The organism is Rickettsia rickettsii (assembly GCF_001951015.1).
In the GTDB taxonomy this organism is placed as follows: domain Bacteria; phylum Pseudomonadota; class Alphaproteobacteria; order Rickettsiales; family Rickettsiaceae; genus Rickettsia; species Rickettsia rickettsii.
The window spans coordinates 973,718-990,777 of sequence record NZ_CP018914.1; the positions used below are offsets into that span (position 1 = coordinate 973,718).

Sequence of the window (17,060 nt, forward strand, 5' to 3'; positions counted from 1 at the left end):
CAACTTAGTAATAAAGCGGTTCATTTTAGTTGAGTTACAACATGGAAAATACTACAGAAGAACACACAATAATATCTGAAGTCAAAAATGATGAAGACATAGATGAAGAAGAGAAAAGGTTAAAAGCAGAAGATTCACGAAAGCAACTTAAAGCAATACTAATAACATTTGGTATTATTTTGAGCGGTTTTTTAACTTTTACTTATTTCTTTTTTAATTACATCGAAGAAAAAGCGGAAGAATACAGACAACAGCAACAACAAGAAATTCAAAAGACTAATAAGAGTTGAATATTAGATTACCACCCTTCTCCTTTAATTATGATCTTGTTGTATGGCTGCACTATAATTCCAGCAAGGTATTGTTGCGTGGATACCACCCCGTCATTGCGAGCGACTGAAAGAAGCGTGACAATCCAGAAAAAATAACAAAAAAATGCTGTAAATCAGCATTTTTTACTGAATTGCTACGTCAATTGCTATGCAATTTCCTCGCAATGACGGAAAAAACAATCCACGTAGGCAATGCCCGCTCGTAATGACTATTTTTATGCTGCTTTAAGTTTAGATTGCTTGAAATTAGTTTTATCAAAATCATAGATAAAATCTTTGATAATAGGCACTATAAACTGTTTAAATTTACTTCCGCTAAATACCCCGTAATGCCCTGCCCCTTTTTGTCAATGGTATCTTTGCATTGATTCAGGTATATTTGAACAAAGTTTTAAAGCACCTTTTGTTTTGCCCTACCGCTGCAATATCATCTAATTCCCCTTCAATACCGAATAAAGCACATTTAGTAATATGTTTTAAATCGATCGGACGCTTCTCAGAAACTAATTTACCTGTTGCTAACGAAAATTGTTAGAATACTTCATCTATAGTTTGTAAGTAACACTCTGCCGGCATATCCATACCTGCTAAATACTCATCATAAAATTTAATAGTATGATCGGCTTTTTTATAGTCAGAATTTAATAAACTTTGCCATAATTCTAAATGTGAATCTATATGACGCAATAAGTTTAAACCCATAAAGACTGCAAGTGGGAGGAAACCGGGATATACTTTTCTACCATGTCCGGGATAGTTTGGCGGCACCTGCATTGTAACCATTTGGCAGAACCATTCTAAACGTTTACTTTGAGCGAATTCATTAACTGCCGTGGGATTTTTTCTAGCATCTATAGGGCCGCCCATCAAAATCATCGAACTCGGCACATGTGGACTATTACTCTCCGACATTAAGCTAATGGCGGCAAGCAATGGAACAGTAGGTTGGCAAACTGCCATAGTATGAACATTCGGTCCTATAAAATTGATAAACTCCATTACGTAATCAATATAATCATCCATATCAAAATGCCCTGCTTCAAGTGGCACATAACTGGCTTCCGTCCAATCTGTAATATAAATACCGGTATACAGTAATAATTCTTGTACTGTTGTTCTAAGTAAAGTAGCGTGATGTCCCGCCATGGCCATGGGTGCTACTATTAATAATTGAGGTAATTCTTTTTTAAAACCTATTTTCTGAAAATGCCTTAGTTCACAAAAAGACTTTTTTAGTATAACTTTTTCATTAATGTTATAGGTTTTATCATCAATAATTGTTTCAATGATTATTAAATGCGGGTTTTTCATATTTTCTAGTCATGCGTTCACAAAGCGTTAAATAAGCATGCATAATTCTTGCAAAACCGTTATCTCATGTTAATATGCTTCTTTTAGAATTTTTATACCTAAATGCATTGGAGCAATTTGTGCTCTAAGCCCCTCTAACATATAATATGTATAATTAGTACTTAAATCACAGTTAATCATAATTTATTCACAAATTTAAAAATAATGAATATAAATTTAGTTTAACACTAAAAATTCTCAGTACATTAATTTTAGGACTCACTGCTTAAATTTTTATAAATGCATGATAATAATGGTCTATATATAAATATGTTTATTTTTTCTTCTTATTTTGCTTAGGAATTTTATTTACGTGGTCATTAATATTAAACCAAGTACTATCATTTACTTTCTGTTTTTTATAGACTGTATCAATATTATTTATATAATTTTCAAAATCTTTATTCTCTTCTGCTAACCTATTAGCCATATTCCAATCTATTTCTGATCTTTCTCTAGCAGGAATTGATATGTTACTATCTTCAGGATTTTCTATATCTACTAAAATAAATCCTATACCATGCCTAGTATCATTTTATCTACTTTCAATTAAATCAGCAGCAACTACATAACCATAATGTGCACATGAGGAATTTGATAAAGCCTGAAAAAACGATTCTCGCAAATTACTACGATTGATAATTTTTTTTGCTTCAAAAGACCAAAGCCTTGTTTGTTTTCATGCATAATATTTAGCACAATCTTTAATTAGTAAACTCCACTTTTCATTAAGAACTTCCATACCTACCCAATCTGGGGTAACCATTTATTATTACCTTTAGTGCCTTGTTTATTTGAAGAAAAATTATGCTTAATAGGCATATTATGAATCTTCAATTTGTTTTGAAGATATAATGCCAGTGCATCACATACTTGCACTGCGGTTATTTTATCTTCTTTATTTGCATTTATTTTAGGTTCTGTGGCTTGTTCATTATTGACATAGTAATTAGGGTCTTGCGAATAATAAAACTTTAGCTTAGGTTTTAGCTCTATTCTAATATTAGGTTCTTGTCTTCGTTCAGCAGAAAGCTTACTACTGCTAATTTCACCTGCATCAATTCCTATAATCTCCTTATCTTTTTCTTCTTGAGTCTTGCTTCGTCAATGTGATTTTCTACAAACCATTCAGCTATACCATAAGAGGTAAATTTCTGATCTTCATGTGCTTTTAAAAAACCAATGATGGTATTTTTGCGATTAAATTCCATATCAAATATACTAATAATTGAAATACTATAAAATATACATATTATTTTAAAAATTGCAACTTTAAATTATCAAACTTGCTATTTTTTAAAGTATTATTTATATATTTTTCAAATTTAGAAAATAATGTTTTGAAGTTACGAGTAGTAACATTTGCTACTTCTTTTGATGTTATATTTTTGAGTTCGGCAACTTTTTCAGCGACATACCTAACAAATGCCGGTTCGTTTTGTTTGCCTCGCATAGGCGTAGGAGCTAAATAAGGAGTGTCGGTTTCTATTAATAACCTATCAAGCGGTATATATTTGACTATTTCTTGTAAATCAGTAGCATTCTTGAAAGTTATAATCCCTGAAATTGAAATATATAAACCGATATCTAGCATTTTTGCCGCTAGATTTTTTGAAGAGGTAAAGCAATGTATTAAACCTGGAAATGTGCTGTTACGCATTTCTGAGGTTAAAATGTCAATAGTATCTTCGTCTGCTTCTCTTGTATGAACAATAACAGGCAGGCGTGTACTAGACGCCGCATGTATATGTGCTACAAACAAATCTTTTTGTAATTTTTGATCGTAAGGCTGATGATAATAATCAAGCCCCGTTTCACCGATTCCGATAATTTTCGGATGCTGGGTTAGCATAATAATTACCTCAGCATCTGAGTTCGGGAAGACGTAGTCTTGACGTAGCCATCTTGTCCAAGCTTCCTGAGATTGCCACAGCACTTGCAGTGCTTCGCAATGACTAATAAAAGAATTCACTTCACACGGATGCACCCCAACACTCGCAAAAACATTTGCATATTTTTCAGCTATCTCTAAAATAATAGGTAAATCTTCAATTTTAGTGCAGATAGTTTGCATATACTGCACATTATTTTCTAATGCTCTTTGAATGACAGAATCTAAAAGCACTGCGTCATACCATGGTTTGACTACGGTATCTAGAAAACAACTAATATTAGTTGTTTTAATACCCTCACTAGATCCCGCGATCGCATCGCGGGATGAAAAGTTACTACGTAAATTAAGATGACAATGTGAATCTATTAACATATTATACTCTTAGTAGGTGTGTCATACTGCGGTCTCGCCACGGTATGACACACTATTCAAATTTTGGAAATATTATGGTAGGTTCTAAAATATTGCTACCCGCTGTTAAAGTATAATCACGTATTAAATGCTTAAATAGACGTTCTTCTTTATTTACCCCTAACTGATCAAGCATTTTATTTGCTGAACTCGGTATAAAAGGCAGAAGCATTATCGCAATATAGCGTAAAACTTCTAGTAAAGCATATAACACTTCTAACGTTTTATCTGGATCGGTTTTTTTCAAATTCCAGGGTGCTTCGCTATCAATATAGATATTTGCCTCTTCGGCCAAATTAATAATATTTTCAAGAATTTTATTAATCTCTGTTTTGTCCATCAATAAAATATTCTGCTCGACACATTTACTTGCAGTTTTTAAAATCGGTAGCTCATATATTTTATCTATAACACCTTGCGTAAGCAAAGGCACTTTGGCGTCATTATTCTTATAAACAAAAGATGTAGTACGCTGTAATAAATTACCTATTTTGTTTGACAACTCGCTATTAATACGGGTAATTAAATTACTACGAGCAAAATTGCCGTCCGCACCAAAAGTTACTTCACGCATCAGAAAATACCTAACTTGATCAACACCGAATTCATCAATTAACTTAATCGGATCAATGGTATTACCAAGAGATTTAGAAATTTTCTGCCCATCATTCGTCCACCAGCCATGAGCCATAATTGTTTTCGGCAGCGGAACTTCTGCAGCCATTAAGAAAGCAGGCCAATAGACGGCATGAAAACGCAAGATATCTTTACCGACTACATGTAAATCAGCCGGCCAAAACTTACCGTAATTACTTTGTTCGTCAAGATAACCGAGTGCTGAAATATAATTAGCCAGTGCATCAAGCCAAACATAAATTACATGTTTTTCATTATTTGGCACTTTTATTCCCCAGTTAAAAGTAGTACGCGATACCGATAAATCTTTTAAACCCGATTTAACAAAGCTAATTACTTCGTTACGCCTTGATATAGGTCTGATAAAATCAGGGTTTGCTTCATAAAACTCAAGCAATTTATCCTGCCACTTTGAAAGATTAAAGAAATAGCTAGGCTCTTTAACCCATTCAACTGGAGCACCCGTCGGTGCTAAACCGTCCCTCGTAAGTTCCGACTCATCAAAAAAAGCCTCATCTCGCACTGCATACCACCCTTCATAAAAACCTTCATAAATGGTGCCGTTATCTAGTAATTTCTGCCAAAAAACAGCTACAGCTTCTTTATGTCTGTGTTCCGTTGTTCTGATAAAATCATCATTGGAAATATGCATAGCAGTCATCAGATGACGAAAACTCTCGGATGTTTGATCGGTAAATTTTTGTGGGTCAATATTTTTATTAATAGCTGCTTTTTCTACTTTCTGCCCATGTTCGTCAGTACCTGTTAAAAACATTACATCGAAACCTCGAAGTCGCATGAAACGAGCGATTACGTCACTTGCAACGCTAGTATAAGCATGACCGATATGGGGAATATCATTAACGTAATATATAGGGGTAGTAATGTAGTAAGTATTGTTCATAAATGCTTTTTTATTAACTCATGTACTTCAAGTGGACTTAAATCTGAAGCTTTAATTGTTTTTATTCTCTCAGGAAATCTATTACTTAATTCTTTAAAACAATAATAGATTTTTTTATAAAAATCTATACCTCTTATGTCAAATTTATTGTTCATATTTCGTGAATTGACTCTCTTAATAGCAGTATCCGGCTCTACGTCAATAAAAAACGTAATATCCGGCATAAGAGAAGGCATTAAAGTTTTGTGCAGATTATAAACTAAATCTATGCCGTTTTCTAGCTCTAATCCTTGATAACATACAGTTGAGTCAATAAACCTATCACATATTACAATATGTCCCTCTTGTAGAGCTGGTATAATTTTCCGTGCCATATGATCATAACGTGCTGCCATAGCTTGGAATAGCTCGGACATGGGTAGTAATTCTTCATGTACTAGAATTTCACGCATTTTTTCGGCTACAATAGTACCACCGACTTCACGAGTTAAAATAACTGGAGTATTTTGAGATTGTAAATATTCATAGAGCATTTGAGATTGAGTAGATTTGCCTATCCCTTCCCCTCCCTCAAATGTAATAAACTTTCCTTGTTTCAAATTATTCATTCATTACAATTATTTTAAGCTATAACTTTATAATCATATCTCTTAAAAAAATATTTACAAGGAAGATTACATACTTATATACTCCTACAAAACGAAGCGCTGTTATACAAAGATCAACTTGGGAAAGAGTAATCGTTCTGTAAGCCGAGGAGCAGAGCGTATATTAAACGTTCAGCATCCGAGGACTTACAAAGACATTGTCACCAATGTTCCAAATTCATCGAGTATAATCCATTATAAATTTTAAATTATTAATATATGAATAATGCATTAAGTAAAAGGGATTTTTCGATCCTAATCGGTAATGCGATGGATCATTTCGATACTGCACTTTATGGGTTTCTTGCTCCGCTACTTGCTGGTATTTTTTTTCCGAATCATGATAAAGTCGTTGCTTTAATACTTACCTATAGTGTTCTTGCTACGTCTTTATTTACACGTCCCATAGGCTCCTATTTTTTTGGCGTAATTGCTAAAAAATACGGCGGTGTTTTTGCTTTATCTTACTCTTTAAGCGGCGTTGCTTTAACAACTAGCCTAATCGGTTTAATACCTTCACATGCTCAAATAGGCTGGCTTGCACCGCTATTATTAGTGTTGCTTAGAACGTTGCAAGGAATATATTCCGAGGGTGAATGTACCATTGCTAAATTATTTATTTTAGAGAATAAAGAAGAAAAAAAAGCGTTTAAAGCTTCTTACCTTTATCAAACATCTACTATGGTCGGTATTATTCTTGCTTCATTTATCAGTACTATAGTTTTAAATGTAGAGTATAATACATATTGGCGTTTATGTTTCATATTTGGCGGACTTACAGCACTGATAGGTTATTTCTTAAGAAAGCTCGAGGATATTGTAGTCAAGCCCTCATTTTCATCCCGCGGCTTGACCACGGGATCCAATAAAAAAGATAAAATTACTTTACGTAATTTTTGGATACTGTGGTCAAGCCACGGGATGACACCTGGGTCCTCTCCTCGCAATGACGTAGTATCATCACTATTACAAGACTTAACTACAATTTGGAACTGTAAACTAAGTATCTTACGCATTAGTTTTGCCACAGGTTTCTCATATATGACTTATATAGTACCTTTCGTCTTTTTGAATAGTTTTATTCCGCTTATCACTGATATATCACTCGAAATAATGATGAAATTTAATACTGAGTTTCTGATTTTTGATATGATTATGATTCCGATAATAGGGCATCTAACAAAAAAGCTACATTACCTTAAAATACTAAACGGTACTCTTATTTTAATGAGTTTAAGCATAATTCCTTTATGGCTCTGCTTGAATAATGCATCTATATGGTATGTTAATTTTGTACGTATTTGGATTATAATACTCGGTGTCGGGTTCTTGGCACCTTTGAACTGCTGGCTAAATGATTTATTTAAAACTGCCGATAAATATATGTTAGTCGGTATTGGCAGTAGTATAGGTGCTTCATTAATAGGACGTCTTACTCCGTCAATCTCCCTAATGCTATGGTATGTAACCGGCAACTCTTTATCAATTGCGGTTTATATAACCGCAATATCGATTGTCACTTTATGGGCTGTTAGAGGAGTTGTTGCACGAGTCAATGTCATTCCTGCGAAAGCAGGAATCCAGTAAAACATATAAAAATTAAATTCTTATATGTTTTTTACTAGAAATGTAATACTTACAGCAATATTAATGTTATTTTTATGGATTCCTGCTTTCGCAGGAATGACATCAAGAACATTATCTAATCCCTAACAAGACTGTTATTAGGAAAAGAATTTAATAAAACACCATACTCAAAACTAATCCGATATAATTATTAGCTCTGAATCTTGTCATACAATTGGCAGGATTTTCAATATCAAGAGTTGCTACTTGTAATATCAGTAAAATTAAAGCAGCTAAAATAGGTAAATAGTCGATATTATGGTTAGCCATTTTTGTTGCTAGAATAAATAACAATATAAAACCTATATAACATATATAAAGCCAAAGCTTAGAATGCTTGTTCTCTAAATATATACTTAACGATTTCACTCCTATTTTCTTATCATCTTTTATATCCATATATCCGTAAATCGTATCATAACCGATGGCCCAAAAACAACATGCTAAATACATAATAATCGCTGCTATATCAAGTGTATCCTGAACTGCCGCATAAGCTATTAAAGCCCCTAGCTTAAATGTAAATCCCAAAAAGATTTGCGGGAAATAAGTAATACGTTTCATTAACGGGTATAGGCTAATCATTATTACCGCCAAAAAACCTATATATATAGCTGTTTTGTTTAAAAGTAGCAAAATACAAAGTGAGATAATGCTAAGAATAAAGAGTATCAAAATAGCATAAGAAACAGATAAAGCCTTGCTAGCTAAAGGTCTCTCTTTAGTCCTTGCGACATGCTTATCAAATTTTCTATCAAATATATCGTTAATAATACACCCGCTACTTCTAGCTGTTATACTACCTAAAATAAATAACGGTAATAAATGTATTAACTCCGTTCTTGAGGGGTTTGCAAGCAGTAACCCAAATAAAGCAGGAAAAAAAACCAACCAATAAGCTACCAGCTTATCTGCACGCATTAATTTTAAGGTAAGCAAAAGTTTGTCTAGAATTAGCATATTAAACTTTAAATTTAAATAAATATTTATAGATAATTTAAGATAAAATACGCCACGCAATAAAGCTACTAGATTTTTATGGCTAAAAAATTAAAACATGATTCATTAGTAAAAATAATAATGAACGACCCAGTAGCAGCACAAGAATTTTTGGAATATTATTTACCCGATGATTTTAATAGTAGATTTATCAAAAATAACGGTAGAACAAGAAAGCTACATTGAGGAATCTTTAAATAAGAAATATAGTAATATAACATATAAAATTAGCACCAATAATAAAGAAGAAGCATTGGTTTATGTATTAGTAGAGGCCCAATCAACAATTGATTATTGGACGGCTTTGCGGTTATGGAAATATACACTATTATTATGTGAAAGACATAAGCAAGGCAAGGATAAATTACCAATTACCGCTAGTCTATAATTTAGTTATTTACAACGGTAAAGAAATTTATAATGCTCCAAGAAATCTGTGGAGTTTATTTACGTATAGTGTGATGGCAAAGAAATTAATGGGGGAAGATTATCAATTAGTAGATTTGCAAGCTATGACAGATGATGAAATCGTCAAGAAAAAACATTTAGGTATGCTAGAATATATGATGCAGCATATCCAATATGCAGGATATGATAAAACTATTGGAGCAGTTTTTAACAGAGTTTAAGCATATTATAATATTGGATAAAGCAAAAGGTTATATTTACCTAAGATCGTTCTTATGGTATACTAACGCAAAATTATCAAAACAAAAACAACCGGAATTAGTAGAAGTATTAGATATACATCTATTACCGCAAGATAAGGATACTATTATGAAAACTATCGCTGATACATATCGAGATGAAGGAAAGGTGCAGGGTATTGCGATAGGCAAAGCTGAGGGCGAACATAATAAGGCAGTAATTATAGCGAAGGAAATGTTCAGTCAGGACTGTAAAATTCCTGTTATTACCAAAATTACAGGTCTTCAAGAAACTTTCGTTCGCTCAATTGTAAATAAGTAATTAATCATGCAAACACCACTTGCACAAATCCTAAATATCCATATCCTCCCAAAGAAAAGCATCTATTGTCATAATCACATATAACCTTTATAATAATATTCTTGAATCAACTACAAAATCTATGAAAGAATTTCCAAAAAATTATAATTTTACCGAAAATGAAAAAAAGTGGCAGCAAATTTGGCAAGAGAAACAAATTTATGCTTATAATCCAAACGTTGCAAAAGAAGAAACCTATGTAATCGATACTCCGCCTCCGACAGTTTCAGGGCAGTTACATATTGGTCATGTTTATAGCTATACGCAAACCGACTTTATTGTACGTTTTCAGCGTATGATGGGTAAAAATATCTTTTATCCTATGGGTTTTGACGATAACGGGTTACCGACCGAGAGACTTGTTGAAAAGCAGAAACAGATCAAAGCTTATAATATGGAGCGATCTGAATTTATAAAAATTTGCGAAGAGGTAGTAGAAAGTGAAGAAGAAAAGTTTAGAAGTCTATTTAACCAAATAGCTTTATCGGTTGATTGGAGTTTAGAGTACCAAACTATTAGTCCGTTATCACGAAAAATATCACAAATGTCTTTTCTTGATTTAGTACAAAAAGAAGAAATTTATCGTACTAATCAACCAATTTTATGGGATCCAGTAGATGGTACAGCTCTTGCCCAAGCCGATATTGAGGATAAGGAACAAACCTCTTTCATGAATTATATTACGTTTAAAACCGAGCAAGGAGACCCGCTTACTATAGCCACTACCAGACCTGAGTTATTACCGGCTTGCGTAGCCGTATTTTATCACCCTGACGATGGACGTTATAAGCATCTAGCCGGTAAATCAGCTATAACCCCACTTTTTAATGAGCAAGTTCCACTACTTGCTGACCCTTTAGTACGACAAGATAAAGGTACGGGACTGGTAATGTGCTGTACGTTTGGTGATCAAACGGATATTACTTGGTGGAAGACGCATAATCTACCTTTAAAAACTATTATCACTAAAAAAGGTACAATAGACTGCCAACATGAAACTTCTATAGATGGGTTGAAAATTAAAGAAGCTCGAACAAAAATAATAGCTATTTTAAAAGAACAAGAGTTGCTTATTAAACAAGAAGACATCACTCATACCGTTAAATGTGCCGAGAGGTCAGGTGCTCCTCTTGAGATACTAACTGTACCGCAATGGTTCGTTAAAACTATATCACATAAAGAAGAATTGCTTAAAAGAGCGAATGAGTTAAATTGGCATCCTAAAAATATGAAGATTCGTTTAGAGAATTGGATTAATGCCATTAGTTGGGATTGGTGTATAAGTAGGCAGCGTTATTTTGGTGTGCCTTTCCCTGTTTGGTACTCTAAAAGAGTAGGTGAGGAAGGAAAAATCTTATATGCCGATATTACGCAACTACCTATCGATCCGTTAAAAGATTTACCTATGGGTTATAGTAAAGAAGAAGTGGAACCTGATTATGACGTAATGGATACTTGGGCAACAAGTTCCGTTTCGCCTCAACTTTCTACTCATGGAATTTCTGACGATTTCGCTGTTAATAAAGATAGGCACGATAAATTATTTCCGATGGATTTAAGACCTCAAGCACATGAAATTATCAGAACTTGGGCGTTCTATACTATTTTAAAAGCTCATTTACACCAAAATACTTTGCCGTGGAAAAACATCATGATAAGCGGTTGGTGTTTAGCTGAAGATCGAAGTAAAATGTCAAAATCTAAGGGCAATGTTTTAGTTCCTGAAAAACTGTTAGAACAATATGGTTCCGACGTGATACGTTATTGGTCGGCAAATTCAAAGCTAGGTGCTGATACCGCCTATTCTGAAGACGTTATGAAAAACGGCAAAAGGCTTGTTAACAAGCTATGGAGTGCCGCTAAATTTGTTTTTATACATTTTGATAAACTGAAAGGTGAAGATAAAAAAGCGAGTTTACTCGATATTAAAGAAAAAATCACTAACGAGTTTGATAAATGGATGGTTAATAAGCTAGTGGAATTAGTTAAGCTAGCTACAAATGAGTTACAAAACTACGAATATGCAAATGCTATGCATCTGACGGAAAAATTCTTTTGGGTGGTATTTTGTGATAATTATTTAGAAATAAGCAAAACAAGAAGCTATGATGAGGAACACAAAAATCCACAAGGACAATATAGTAGCATATTAACTTTATATCATGTTATGCAAACGTTACTGAAACTATTTGCACCTTTCATGCCGCATATTACCGAAGAATTATACCAAATATTATATAGTGAAAATTCTATTCATGTTAAAGGTAGCTGGGTTAATTACAGTGACTTAAATTATGAAATCAATGCAAAAGGAGCAGAAGGGCTGCTTGAAATACTAGATATCGTCAGAAAATTCAAAGCTGAGAAGAATCTATCTATAAAAGCTCCAATAAAATTGCTTGAAGTTAGCGGTATAGTATTATCTGCAGAATTAGCAGAAGATTTAAAAAACGTCACATCGGCAGACGAAATACAATTTGAGATGAAAGATGATAAAATTAAAGTCAATATTATCCTTTAAAAATATTATAGGTTTAATATTAATTATATTTGCCGGGATATTTTTTTATGTTTATATATTAGAACATGACTGGCGATATGTAACCTTAAGTGATGAACAAGTAAAAAAATACAGGATTAGCGAGAAAAAAGCTATTGCCCTTTATCAGTTAATGAAAGACACTCATGAGCTACTTGGTAAGAATAATATTAATTATTGGATAGACAGCGGCACTCTGCTTGGAGCCGTTAGACATCAAGGCATAATTCCTTTTGACGATGATTTAGATATCGGCATTATGTATGAAGACGAAATACGTTTGCAACAAATATTACCGCAATTTGAACAACTTGGTTATACTGTTTCCTATAAGAGAGCTTATAATATATGCAAAAAGGCTTGTTTAGATATTTTCATTTTTCATAAAGAACAAAACAAATTTATATATACTAATTTAGCGGTGCGAAATAAGTATCCGAAGAGTGTATTTTATGATAATGAATTATATCCTTTAAAAAAATATAAATTCGGTAGTATAGAGGTTTACGGTCCCGCTGATCCTATAGGAAATCTAAATAGGCAATATCCAGAATGGGATAAATATGCAATAATATACAGCCCTCATAGCTTACATTTACCTTTTTTATCGAATATCGAGAAAAAAACTAAATTTATATTAACGCCGGAATTGTTAAAACCGGCTCAGCCTTTTAGTCCTTTAGAGGATAGAATAAACTTTTAAACAAATTGAGATAAAAAAGTCATAACCGGTTGTTTTATATAGATTAATGTAATTTAAGATTCAAGGTGATAAAATTAAAGTCAATATTATCCTTTAAAAATATTTTACGCTCAATCCTTACTATTTTCGTCGGTATATTGTGTTATGCTTATCTACTAGAACATAATTGGCGATATGTAACCTTAAGTGATGAACAAGTAAAAAAATACAGGATTAGCGAGAAAAAAGCTATTGCCCTTTATCAGTTAATGAAAGACACTCATGAGCTACTTGGTAAGAATAATATTAATTATTGGATAGACGGCGGCACTCTGCTTGGAGCCGTTAGACATCAAGGCATCATTCCTTTTGACGATGATTTAGATATCGGCATTATGCATGAAGACGAAATACGTTTGCAACAAATATTACCACAATTTGAACAATTAGGATATCGTGTTAAACATAATAAAATTTATGTAATTTGCGGAGAAAGATGCTTAGATATTTTCGTATTTCATAAAGAAAATGATAAATTTGTTCATTTTAATCAAAGTATGCGTAATAAATATCCAAATGATTTTTTTTATGATTATGAGCTATATCCTTTAAAAAAATATAAATTTGGTAGTATAGAAGTATATGGGCCATCTGAATATAAAGAGAATTTGAATAGGCAATATCCAGAATGGGATAAATATGCAATAATATACAGCCCTCATAGCTTACATTTACCTTTTTTATCGAATATCGAGAAAAAAACTAAATTTATATTAACACCGGAATTGTTAAAACCGGCTCAGCCACTCGGACCGCTAGAAGATAAAGTGCATATAGTCAATTCAGCTACATTTAGTGGTATGTGCGAGGATACAGCTTATCATTAAATGTCGAATTGGTAATGACTATTTCGATATAAGCAACGCAATAGTCATATGATTTACATTTGCCTAGATTACCTTTTTTGCAAAAATTCATATCAAACAAGTTGAGATAAGAAAGTAATAGCCGGTACTATCCATAAACCCGGTGTATCAAAGCAAGAGTCTGAAATAGCTTGTTTATTTTGAATTACTTGAAAACTAAACTCAGGGTTAAGTAATGCATGAAAATATTTTAAGCTTGAAGAAACGGTTGAGTCACTTACTTTTGCTTCCACTAAAATCCACGGTTGGTTATCTTTTGTTATTACTAAATCGACTGTACGTTTTTGTTTATCACGCAGATAGTATAAACCAAAATCACCAAGCCCTGTTTCGTTCCAAAAATATACGGCTTTTAAAAGGTGAGAAGCTACAAGATTTTCAAATCTCGTTCCTATATCTTTTATTTGCGATCAATCCCAAAGGTAAATTTGGGGCTCTTTTATCAAACTTTTTACAACATTTTTAGACCAAGGTTTGATAGCAAAACAATAATAATGCTTTTCTAGCAAAGAGAGCCATCTTCTTATTGTTTGGTCTGAAACTCTAACTTTGTTAGCAAGGTTTGTATAGCTTATTAAAATGAGCCGGCTTGCTCATTTATAATGCTAGCAAGTAATTCTAACGCACAAATATTGTTGATATCTTCAGTATTTCTTACATCTTCTCTAAATAATTGCTCGAATCTTTGATTACTCCATATTCTATGAAACTTAGCAGTTGCTTTTAAATAACTTTCTGCAAATCCTCCAAAATTTATTAAAGCTTCAAATTCATCTATAGTGATATTTTTGGGGCTTTTTATATAATCAATGTCATTATCAAAATTTTTAGCTATTTCAGATACCGATAACGGATGCACGGTTAAACTTATATAACGTCCCATTAGGCTATCACCGCCTTTTTTATATATATTTAATTTGGCACTACCTGTTATAATAAATTCAATATTTTCTCCGAATTTATCATAAAATCCTTTTACAAGATTTTTCCAATCTTTATATTTATGAATTTCATCTAATATTAAGCACGGTTTCTTATCGGATATAGTAGAAAGTAGATTTTTAAAAAGTTCGGTGTGTTTGTTTAAGATTTTATTTCTATCTTCTAGATAATCCCAATTTAGGTAAATTGAATTAGGATTAGGCTTAATCACTTGTTTTGATATAGTTTTTCCTACGTACCTTGCTCCGCTTATAAATACAAGCTTACCATAATTTGTTAGATATTCTTCAACTTGCTTTTTATATAACCTATCCATTATAATATCTCTATAAGTTTATAAAAATATTATAGGCTAATATCGAAATAGTCTTACTTGTAGTATTGAAATTGAGCATTGCCTAGAAAAAGTTGTTTTATAGTTTAGCCTTCCGATGTCATTCCCACGAAAGCGGGAATGCTTTGTTGCGTGGACCAGTTTCCTAGTTGTCATCCCGCGACTTGATCACGGGATCCAGTTTAAAACATTAAAATTTTAGTATTTTAAGTTGTGTTTTTGGATATCGTGGTCAAGCCACGGTATAACACCGAACGGGTTTTTCGGTCCACACAACAAGACCTACGCAGGCATGACATAAAACGAGCAATGCAACAACACCTGCAGTAACTCACAATGACTATATCAACCTTTTCTAGGCAATGCCAAAATAATTAGTACAAATTATGCGGTACTTTAGTATTATTTAACATTAAACTTTGCTTCATTCTATGCCTTATTTATTACCCACTATTATAACTACGCTACTTATTTTATTAGCACTAATAATTTGGTTTTATGTAAAAACTCAAACCTTAAGGACACAGCTACAATTTTTATCAGAGCAGAATCTAGAAATTAGCAATAACAACCAATTATTAAATCAAGAAAAGATAGGATATTTACAGAAAATTGAGCAATTGCAGTGTAAAATAGAATATCAAGCACAGACTATTAAGGATTCAGAAAAAATACGAGAAGAGTCATTTTCATCGGCTAAAGCTGCGTTATTTGATTTAGGTCAAGATTTGTCTAAACAATTAATAGCGATACATAAAATGGAAAACACGGCTGCAAGAGAGCTAGCCGAGAAAAATATCGCTACTGCTTCAGGAAAATTTAATAGTGAGTTTGAACGGTTAATTACGATGGTGGGAGCATTAAATAAAGATATAGAGCAATCAAAAGGTACGGTTGATTTGATAAAACAGTCTCTACTTTCTCCGATCGGGGCGGGGCTACTTGCTGAGATTACCCTTGAGAATATCTTAAAATCTTCGGGCTTACGTCCTAATTTAGATTTCATTATGCAATACGGTCTAACTACATTAGATAGCGGAAAGCTAAGACCTGATGCGCTCATTTTTCTTCCTTCCGGTAATTTAATGGTTATTGATTCTAAAGCTTCAAAGTTTCTTGTAGACGAGCAAGATAATAACATGAGTCTTAATAAAACTATGAATTACCATTTAAAATCTTTGGCGAATAAAGAATATGCCGCAAATATTTTAACTAATCTAAACAAAAAGGATCAGAGCTTTAACAATGTTATTACTTTAATGTTTTTGCCGACTGAACAAGCGGTTGAGAAAGTTATTGCAGCCGACCCTGAATTTTTACAAAAAGCTTGGGGCTGTAATATCTTTCCGGTAGGACCTAGCGGACTTATGAATATGCTATCATTTGCAAAATTTCAAATTACCGATCATCGCCGCTCAGAAAATTATAAGGTAATCATTGAAGAAGTGAGAAAGCTATTAAGCTCCATCGGTACTATGGCAGATTATTCTCAAAAGATCGGTAATAACCTGCATAACATGGTTACTAATTACGATAAATTTGCTGCCTCGTTTAATCGTAATTTTATGTCAAGAGTAAAGAATATTCAAAAACTCGGTATTGATTCAGGGAATAAAGCCATGCCGGCTACCTTAGAGCGTTATCAAATCGTTTCCTCTAAATCTGAGATTATTGAAGTGGAAGCAGAAAATCCACCAAAAATAGCAGAAAAATTATAAATAAATTTTTCTCGTAATAGGTAATTTAAATGTTAAAAAAACTTTCCATAATGTGTATAACCATATTGTTACTATGTGTAAGCATATAAGATTAAAGCTCCTAAAAAAGAAA

General features: G+C 32.9%; 14 protein-coding genes and 3 pseudogenes. 7 read left to right on the forward strand and 10 right to left on the reverse strand.

Features of this window, described 5'->3' with window-relative positions:
• The first annotated feature begins 41 nt into the window (after positions 1 to 41).
• Complete coding sequence (locus BTU51_RS05990; RefSeq protein ID WP_012151183.1) at positions 42 to 290, forward strand: RP671a family tick cell line-upregulated protein; 249 nt, start codon at positions 42 to 44, stop codon at positions 288 to 290.
• Between the two features lie 257 nt (positions 291 to 547).
• Here the strand turns inward: BTU51_RS05990 and phaZ are convergent.
• From phaZ to tmk, 6 genes and pseudogenes are all read right to left on the reverse strand, one after another.
• Positions 548 to 1,823, reverse strand: a pseudogene (gene phaZ / locus BTU51_RS05995) (polyhydroxyalkanoate depolymerase).
• Positions 1,824 to 1,956: 133 nt separating this feature from the next.
• A complete protein-coding gene (locus tag BTU51_RS08665; RefSeq protein WP_004997723.1) occupies positions 1,957 to 2,112 on the reverse strand; it encodes a hypothetical protein in 156 nt (51 codons plus the stop codon).
• Between the two features lie 634 nt (positions 2,113 to 2,746).
• A complete protein-coding gene (locus BTU51_RS08670) occupies positions 2,747 to 2,893 on the reverse strand; it encodes a hypothetical protein (protein ID WP_012151186.1) in 147 nt (48 codons plus the stop codon).
• Positions 2,894 to 2,934: 41 nt separating this feature from the next.
• The gene (locus BTU51_RS06005) at positions 2,935 to 3,948 is read right to left on the reverse strand and encodes a TatD family hydrolase (RefSeq protein ID WP_012151187.1); all 1,014 of its coding nucleotides are present in this window, start codon (positions 3,946 to 3,948) and stop codon (positions 2,935 to 2,937) included.
• A gap of 52 nt (positions 3,949 to 4,000) precedes the next feature.
• On the reverse strand, positions 4,001 to 5,527 hold the full coding sequence (metG, locus tag BTU51_RS06010) for a methionine--tRNA ligase (protein ID WP_012151188.1): 1,527 nt from the start codon (positions 5,525 to 5,527) through the stop codon (positions 4,001 to 4,003).
• Positions 5,524 to 6,135, reverse strand: a complete 612-nt coding sequence (gene tmk, locus BTU51_RS06015) for a dTMP kinase (protein ID WP_012151189.1) — start codon at positions 6,133 to 6,135, stop codon at positions 5,524 to 5,526. The genes metG and tmk overlap by 4 nt, the downstream gene beginning before the upstream one ends.
• Positions 6,136 to 6,393: 258 nt before the next feature.
• On the opposite strand from tmk, the gene BTU51_RS06025 reads away from it, so the two are divergent.
• Positions 6,394 to 7,761 (forward strand): MFS transporter, encoded by a 1,368-nt coding sequence (locus BTU51_RS06025; RefSeq protein WP_012262548.1) that lies wholly within the window; start codon positions 6,394 to 6,396, stop codon positions 7,759 to 7,761.
• A gap of 150 nt (positions 7,762 to 7,911) precedes the next feature.
• Here the strand turns inward: BTU51_RS06025 and ubiA are convergent, their stop codons facing one another.
• The gene (gene ubiA, locus BTU51_RS06030) at positions 7,912 to 8,760 is read right to left on the reverse strand and encodes a 4-hydroxybenzoate octaprenyltransferase (RefSeq protein WP_041472461.1); all 849 of its coding nucleotides are present in this window, start codon (positions 8,758 to 8,760) and stop codon (positions 7,912 to 7,914) included.
• 78 nt (positions 8,761 to 8,838) lie between these two features.
• Between ubiA and BTU51_RS09735 the strand changes: the two are divergent.
• The 4 genes and pseudogenes from BTU51_RS09735 to BTU51_RS06050 all read left to right on the forward strand — a co-directional run bounded on the left by BTU51_RS09735 (position 8,839) and on the right by BTU51_RS06050 (position 13,915).
• Positions 8,839 to 9,768: pseudogene (locus BTU51_RS09735) on the forward strand (Rpn family recombination-promoting nuclease/putative transposase).
• 121 nt (positions 9,769 to 9,889) lie between these two features.
• Positions 9,890 to 12,328: a valine--tRNA ligase gene (locus BTU51_RS06040; protein WP_012151193.1), complete on the forward strand. Its 2,439-nt coding sequence runs from the start codon at positions 9,890 to 9,892 to the stop codon at positions 12,326 to 12,328.
• The gene (locus tag BTU51_RS06045) at positions 12,297 to 13,049 is read left to right on the forward strand and encodes a LicD family protein (protein WP_014362493.1); all 753 of its coding nucleotides are present in this window, start codon (positions 12,297 to 12,299) and stop codon (positions 13,047 to 13,049) included. The genes BTU51_RS06040 and BTU51_RS06045 overlap by 32 nt, the downstream gene beginning before the upstream one ends.
• 65 nt (positions 13,050 to 13,114) lie before the next feature.
• Positions 13,115 to 13,915 (forward strand): LicD family protein, encoded by an 801-nt coding sequence (locus tag BTU51_RS06050; RefSeq protein ID WP_012151195.1) that lies wholly within the window; start codon positions 13,115 to 13,117, stop codon positions 13,913 to 13,915.
• 92 nt (positions 13,916 to 14,007) lie between these two features.
• Here the strand turns inward: BTU51_RS06050 and BTU51_RS09455 are convergent, their stop codons facing one another.
• The 3 genes and pseudogenes from BTU51_RS09455 to BTU51_RS09465 all read right to left on the reverse strand — a co-directional run bounded on the left by BTU51_RS09455 (position 14,008) and on the right by BTU51_RS09465 (position 15,212).
• Positions 14,008 to 14,187, reverse strand: a complete 180-nt coding sequence (locus BTU51_RS09455; protein ID WP_041472358.1) for a hypothetical protein — start codon at positions 14,185 to 14,187, stop codon at positions 14,008 to 14,010.
• A gap of 45 nt (positions 14,188 to 14,232) precedes the next feature.
• Positions 14,233 to 14,535: pseudogene (locus BTU51_RS10210) on the reverse strand (DUF4143 domain-containing protein); the annotation flags it as partial.
• Positions 14,529 to 15,212 carry an ATP-binding protein gene (locus tag BTU51_RS09465; protein WP_230453744.1) on the reverse strand — a complete coding sequence of 228 codons (684 nt, stop codon included), beginning with the start codon at positions 15,210 to 15,212 and terminating at the stop codon, positions 14,529 to 14,531. The gene BTU51_RS09465 and the pseudogene BTU51_RS10210, both read right to left, overlap by 7 nt.
• Positions 15,213 to 15,661: 449 nt before the next feature.
• On the opposite strand from BTU51_RS09465, the gene BTU51_RS06065 reads away from it, so the two are divergent.
• The gene (locus tag BTU51_RS06065) at positions 15,662 to 16,948 is read left to right on the forward strand and encodes a DNA recombination protein RmuC (protein WP_012151197.1); all 1,287 of its coding nucleotides are present in this window, start codon (positions 15,662 to 15,664) and stop codon (positions 16,946 to 16,948) included.
• Positions 16,949 to 17,060 lie beyond the last annotated feature (112 nt).

Coding starts and splice junctions, on each gene's coding strand:
- BTU51_RS06045 (WP_014362493.1), top strand. CDS start 12,297: ATGATAAAATTAAAGTCAATATTATCCTTTAAAAATATTATAGGTTTA.
- BTU51_RS06005 (WP_012151187.1), bottom strand. CDS start 3,948: ATGTTAATAGATTCACATTGTCATCTTAATTTACGTAGTAACTTTTCA.
- BTU51_RS06040 (WP_012151193.1), top strand. CDS start 9,890: ATGAAAGAATTTCCAAAAAATTATAATTTTACCGAAAATGAAAAAAAG.
- BTU51_RS06065 (WP_012151197.1), top strand. CDS start 15,662: ATGCCTTATTTATTACCCACTATTATAACTACGCTACTTATTTTATTA.
- tmk (WP_012151189.1), bottom strand. CDS start 6,135: ATGAATAATTTGAAACAAGGAAAGTTTATTACATTTGAGGGAGGGGAA.
- BTU51_RS09465 (WP_230453744.1), bottom strand. CDS start 15,212: ATGGATAGGTTATATAAAAAGCAAGTTGAAGAATATCTAACAAATTAT.
- BTU51_RS05990 (WP_012151183.1), top strand. CDS start 42: ATGGAAAATACTACAGAAGAACACACAATAATATCTGAAGTCAAAAAT.
- metG (WP_012151188.1), bottom strand. CDS start 5,527: ATGAACAATACTTACTACATTACTACCCCTATATATTACGTTAATGAT.
- BTU51_RS08665 (WP_004997723.1), bottom strand. CDS start 2,112: ATGGCTAATAGGTTAGCAGAAGAGAATAAAGATTTTGAAAATTATATA.
- BTU51_RS06025 (WP_012262548.1), top strand. CDS start 6,394: ATGAATAATGCATTAAGTAAAAGGGATTTTTCGATCCTAATCGGTAAT.
- BTU51_RS08670 (WP_012151186.1), bottom strand. CDS start 2,893: ATGGAATTTAATCGCAAAAATACCATCATTGGTTTTTTAAAAGCACAT.
- ubiA (WP_041472461.1), bottom strand. CDS start 8,760: ATGCTAATTCTAGACAAACTTTTGCTTACCTTAAAATTAATGCGTGCA.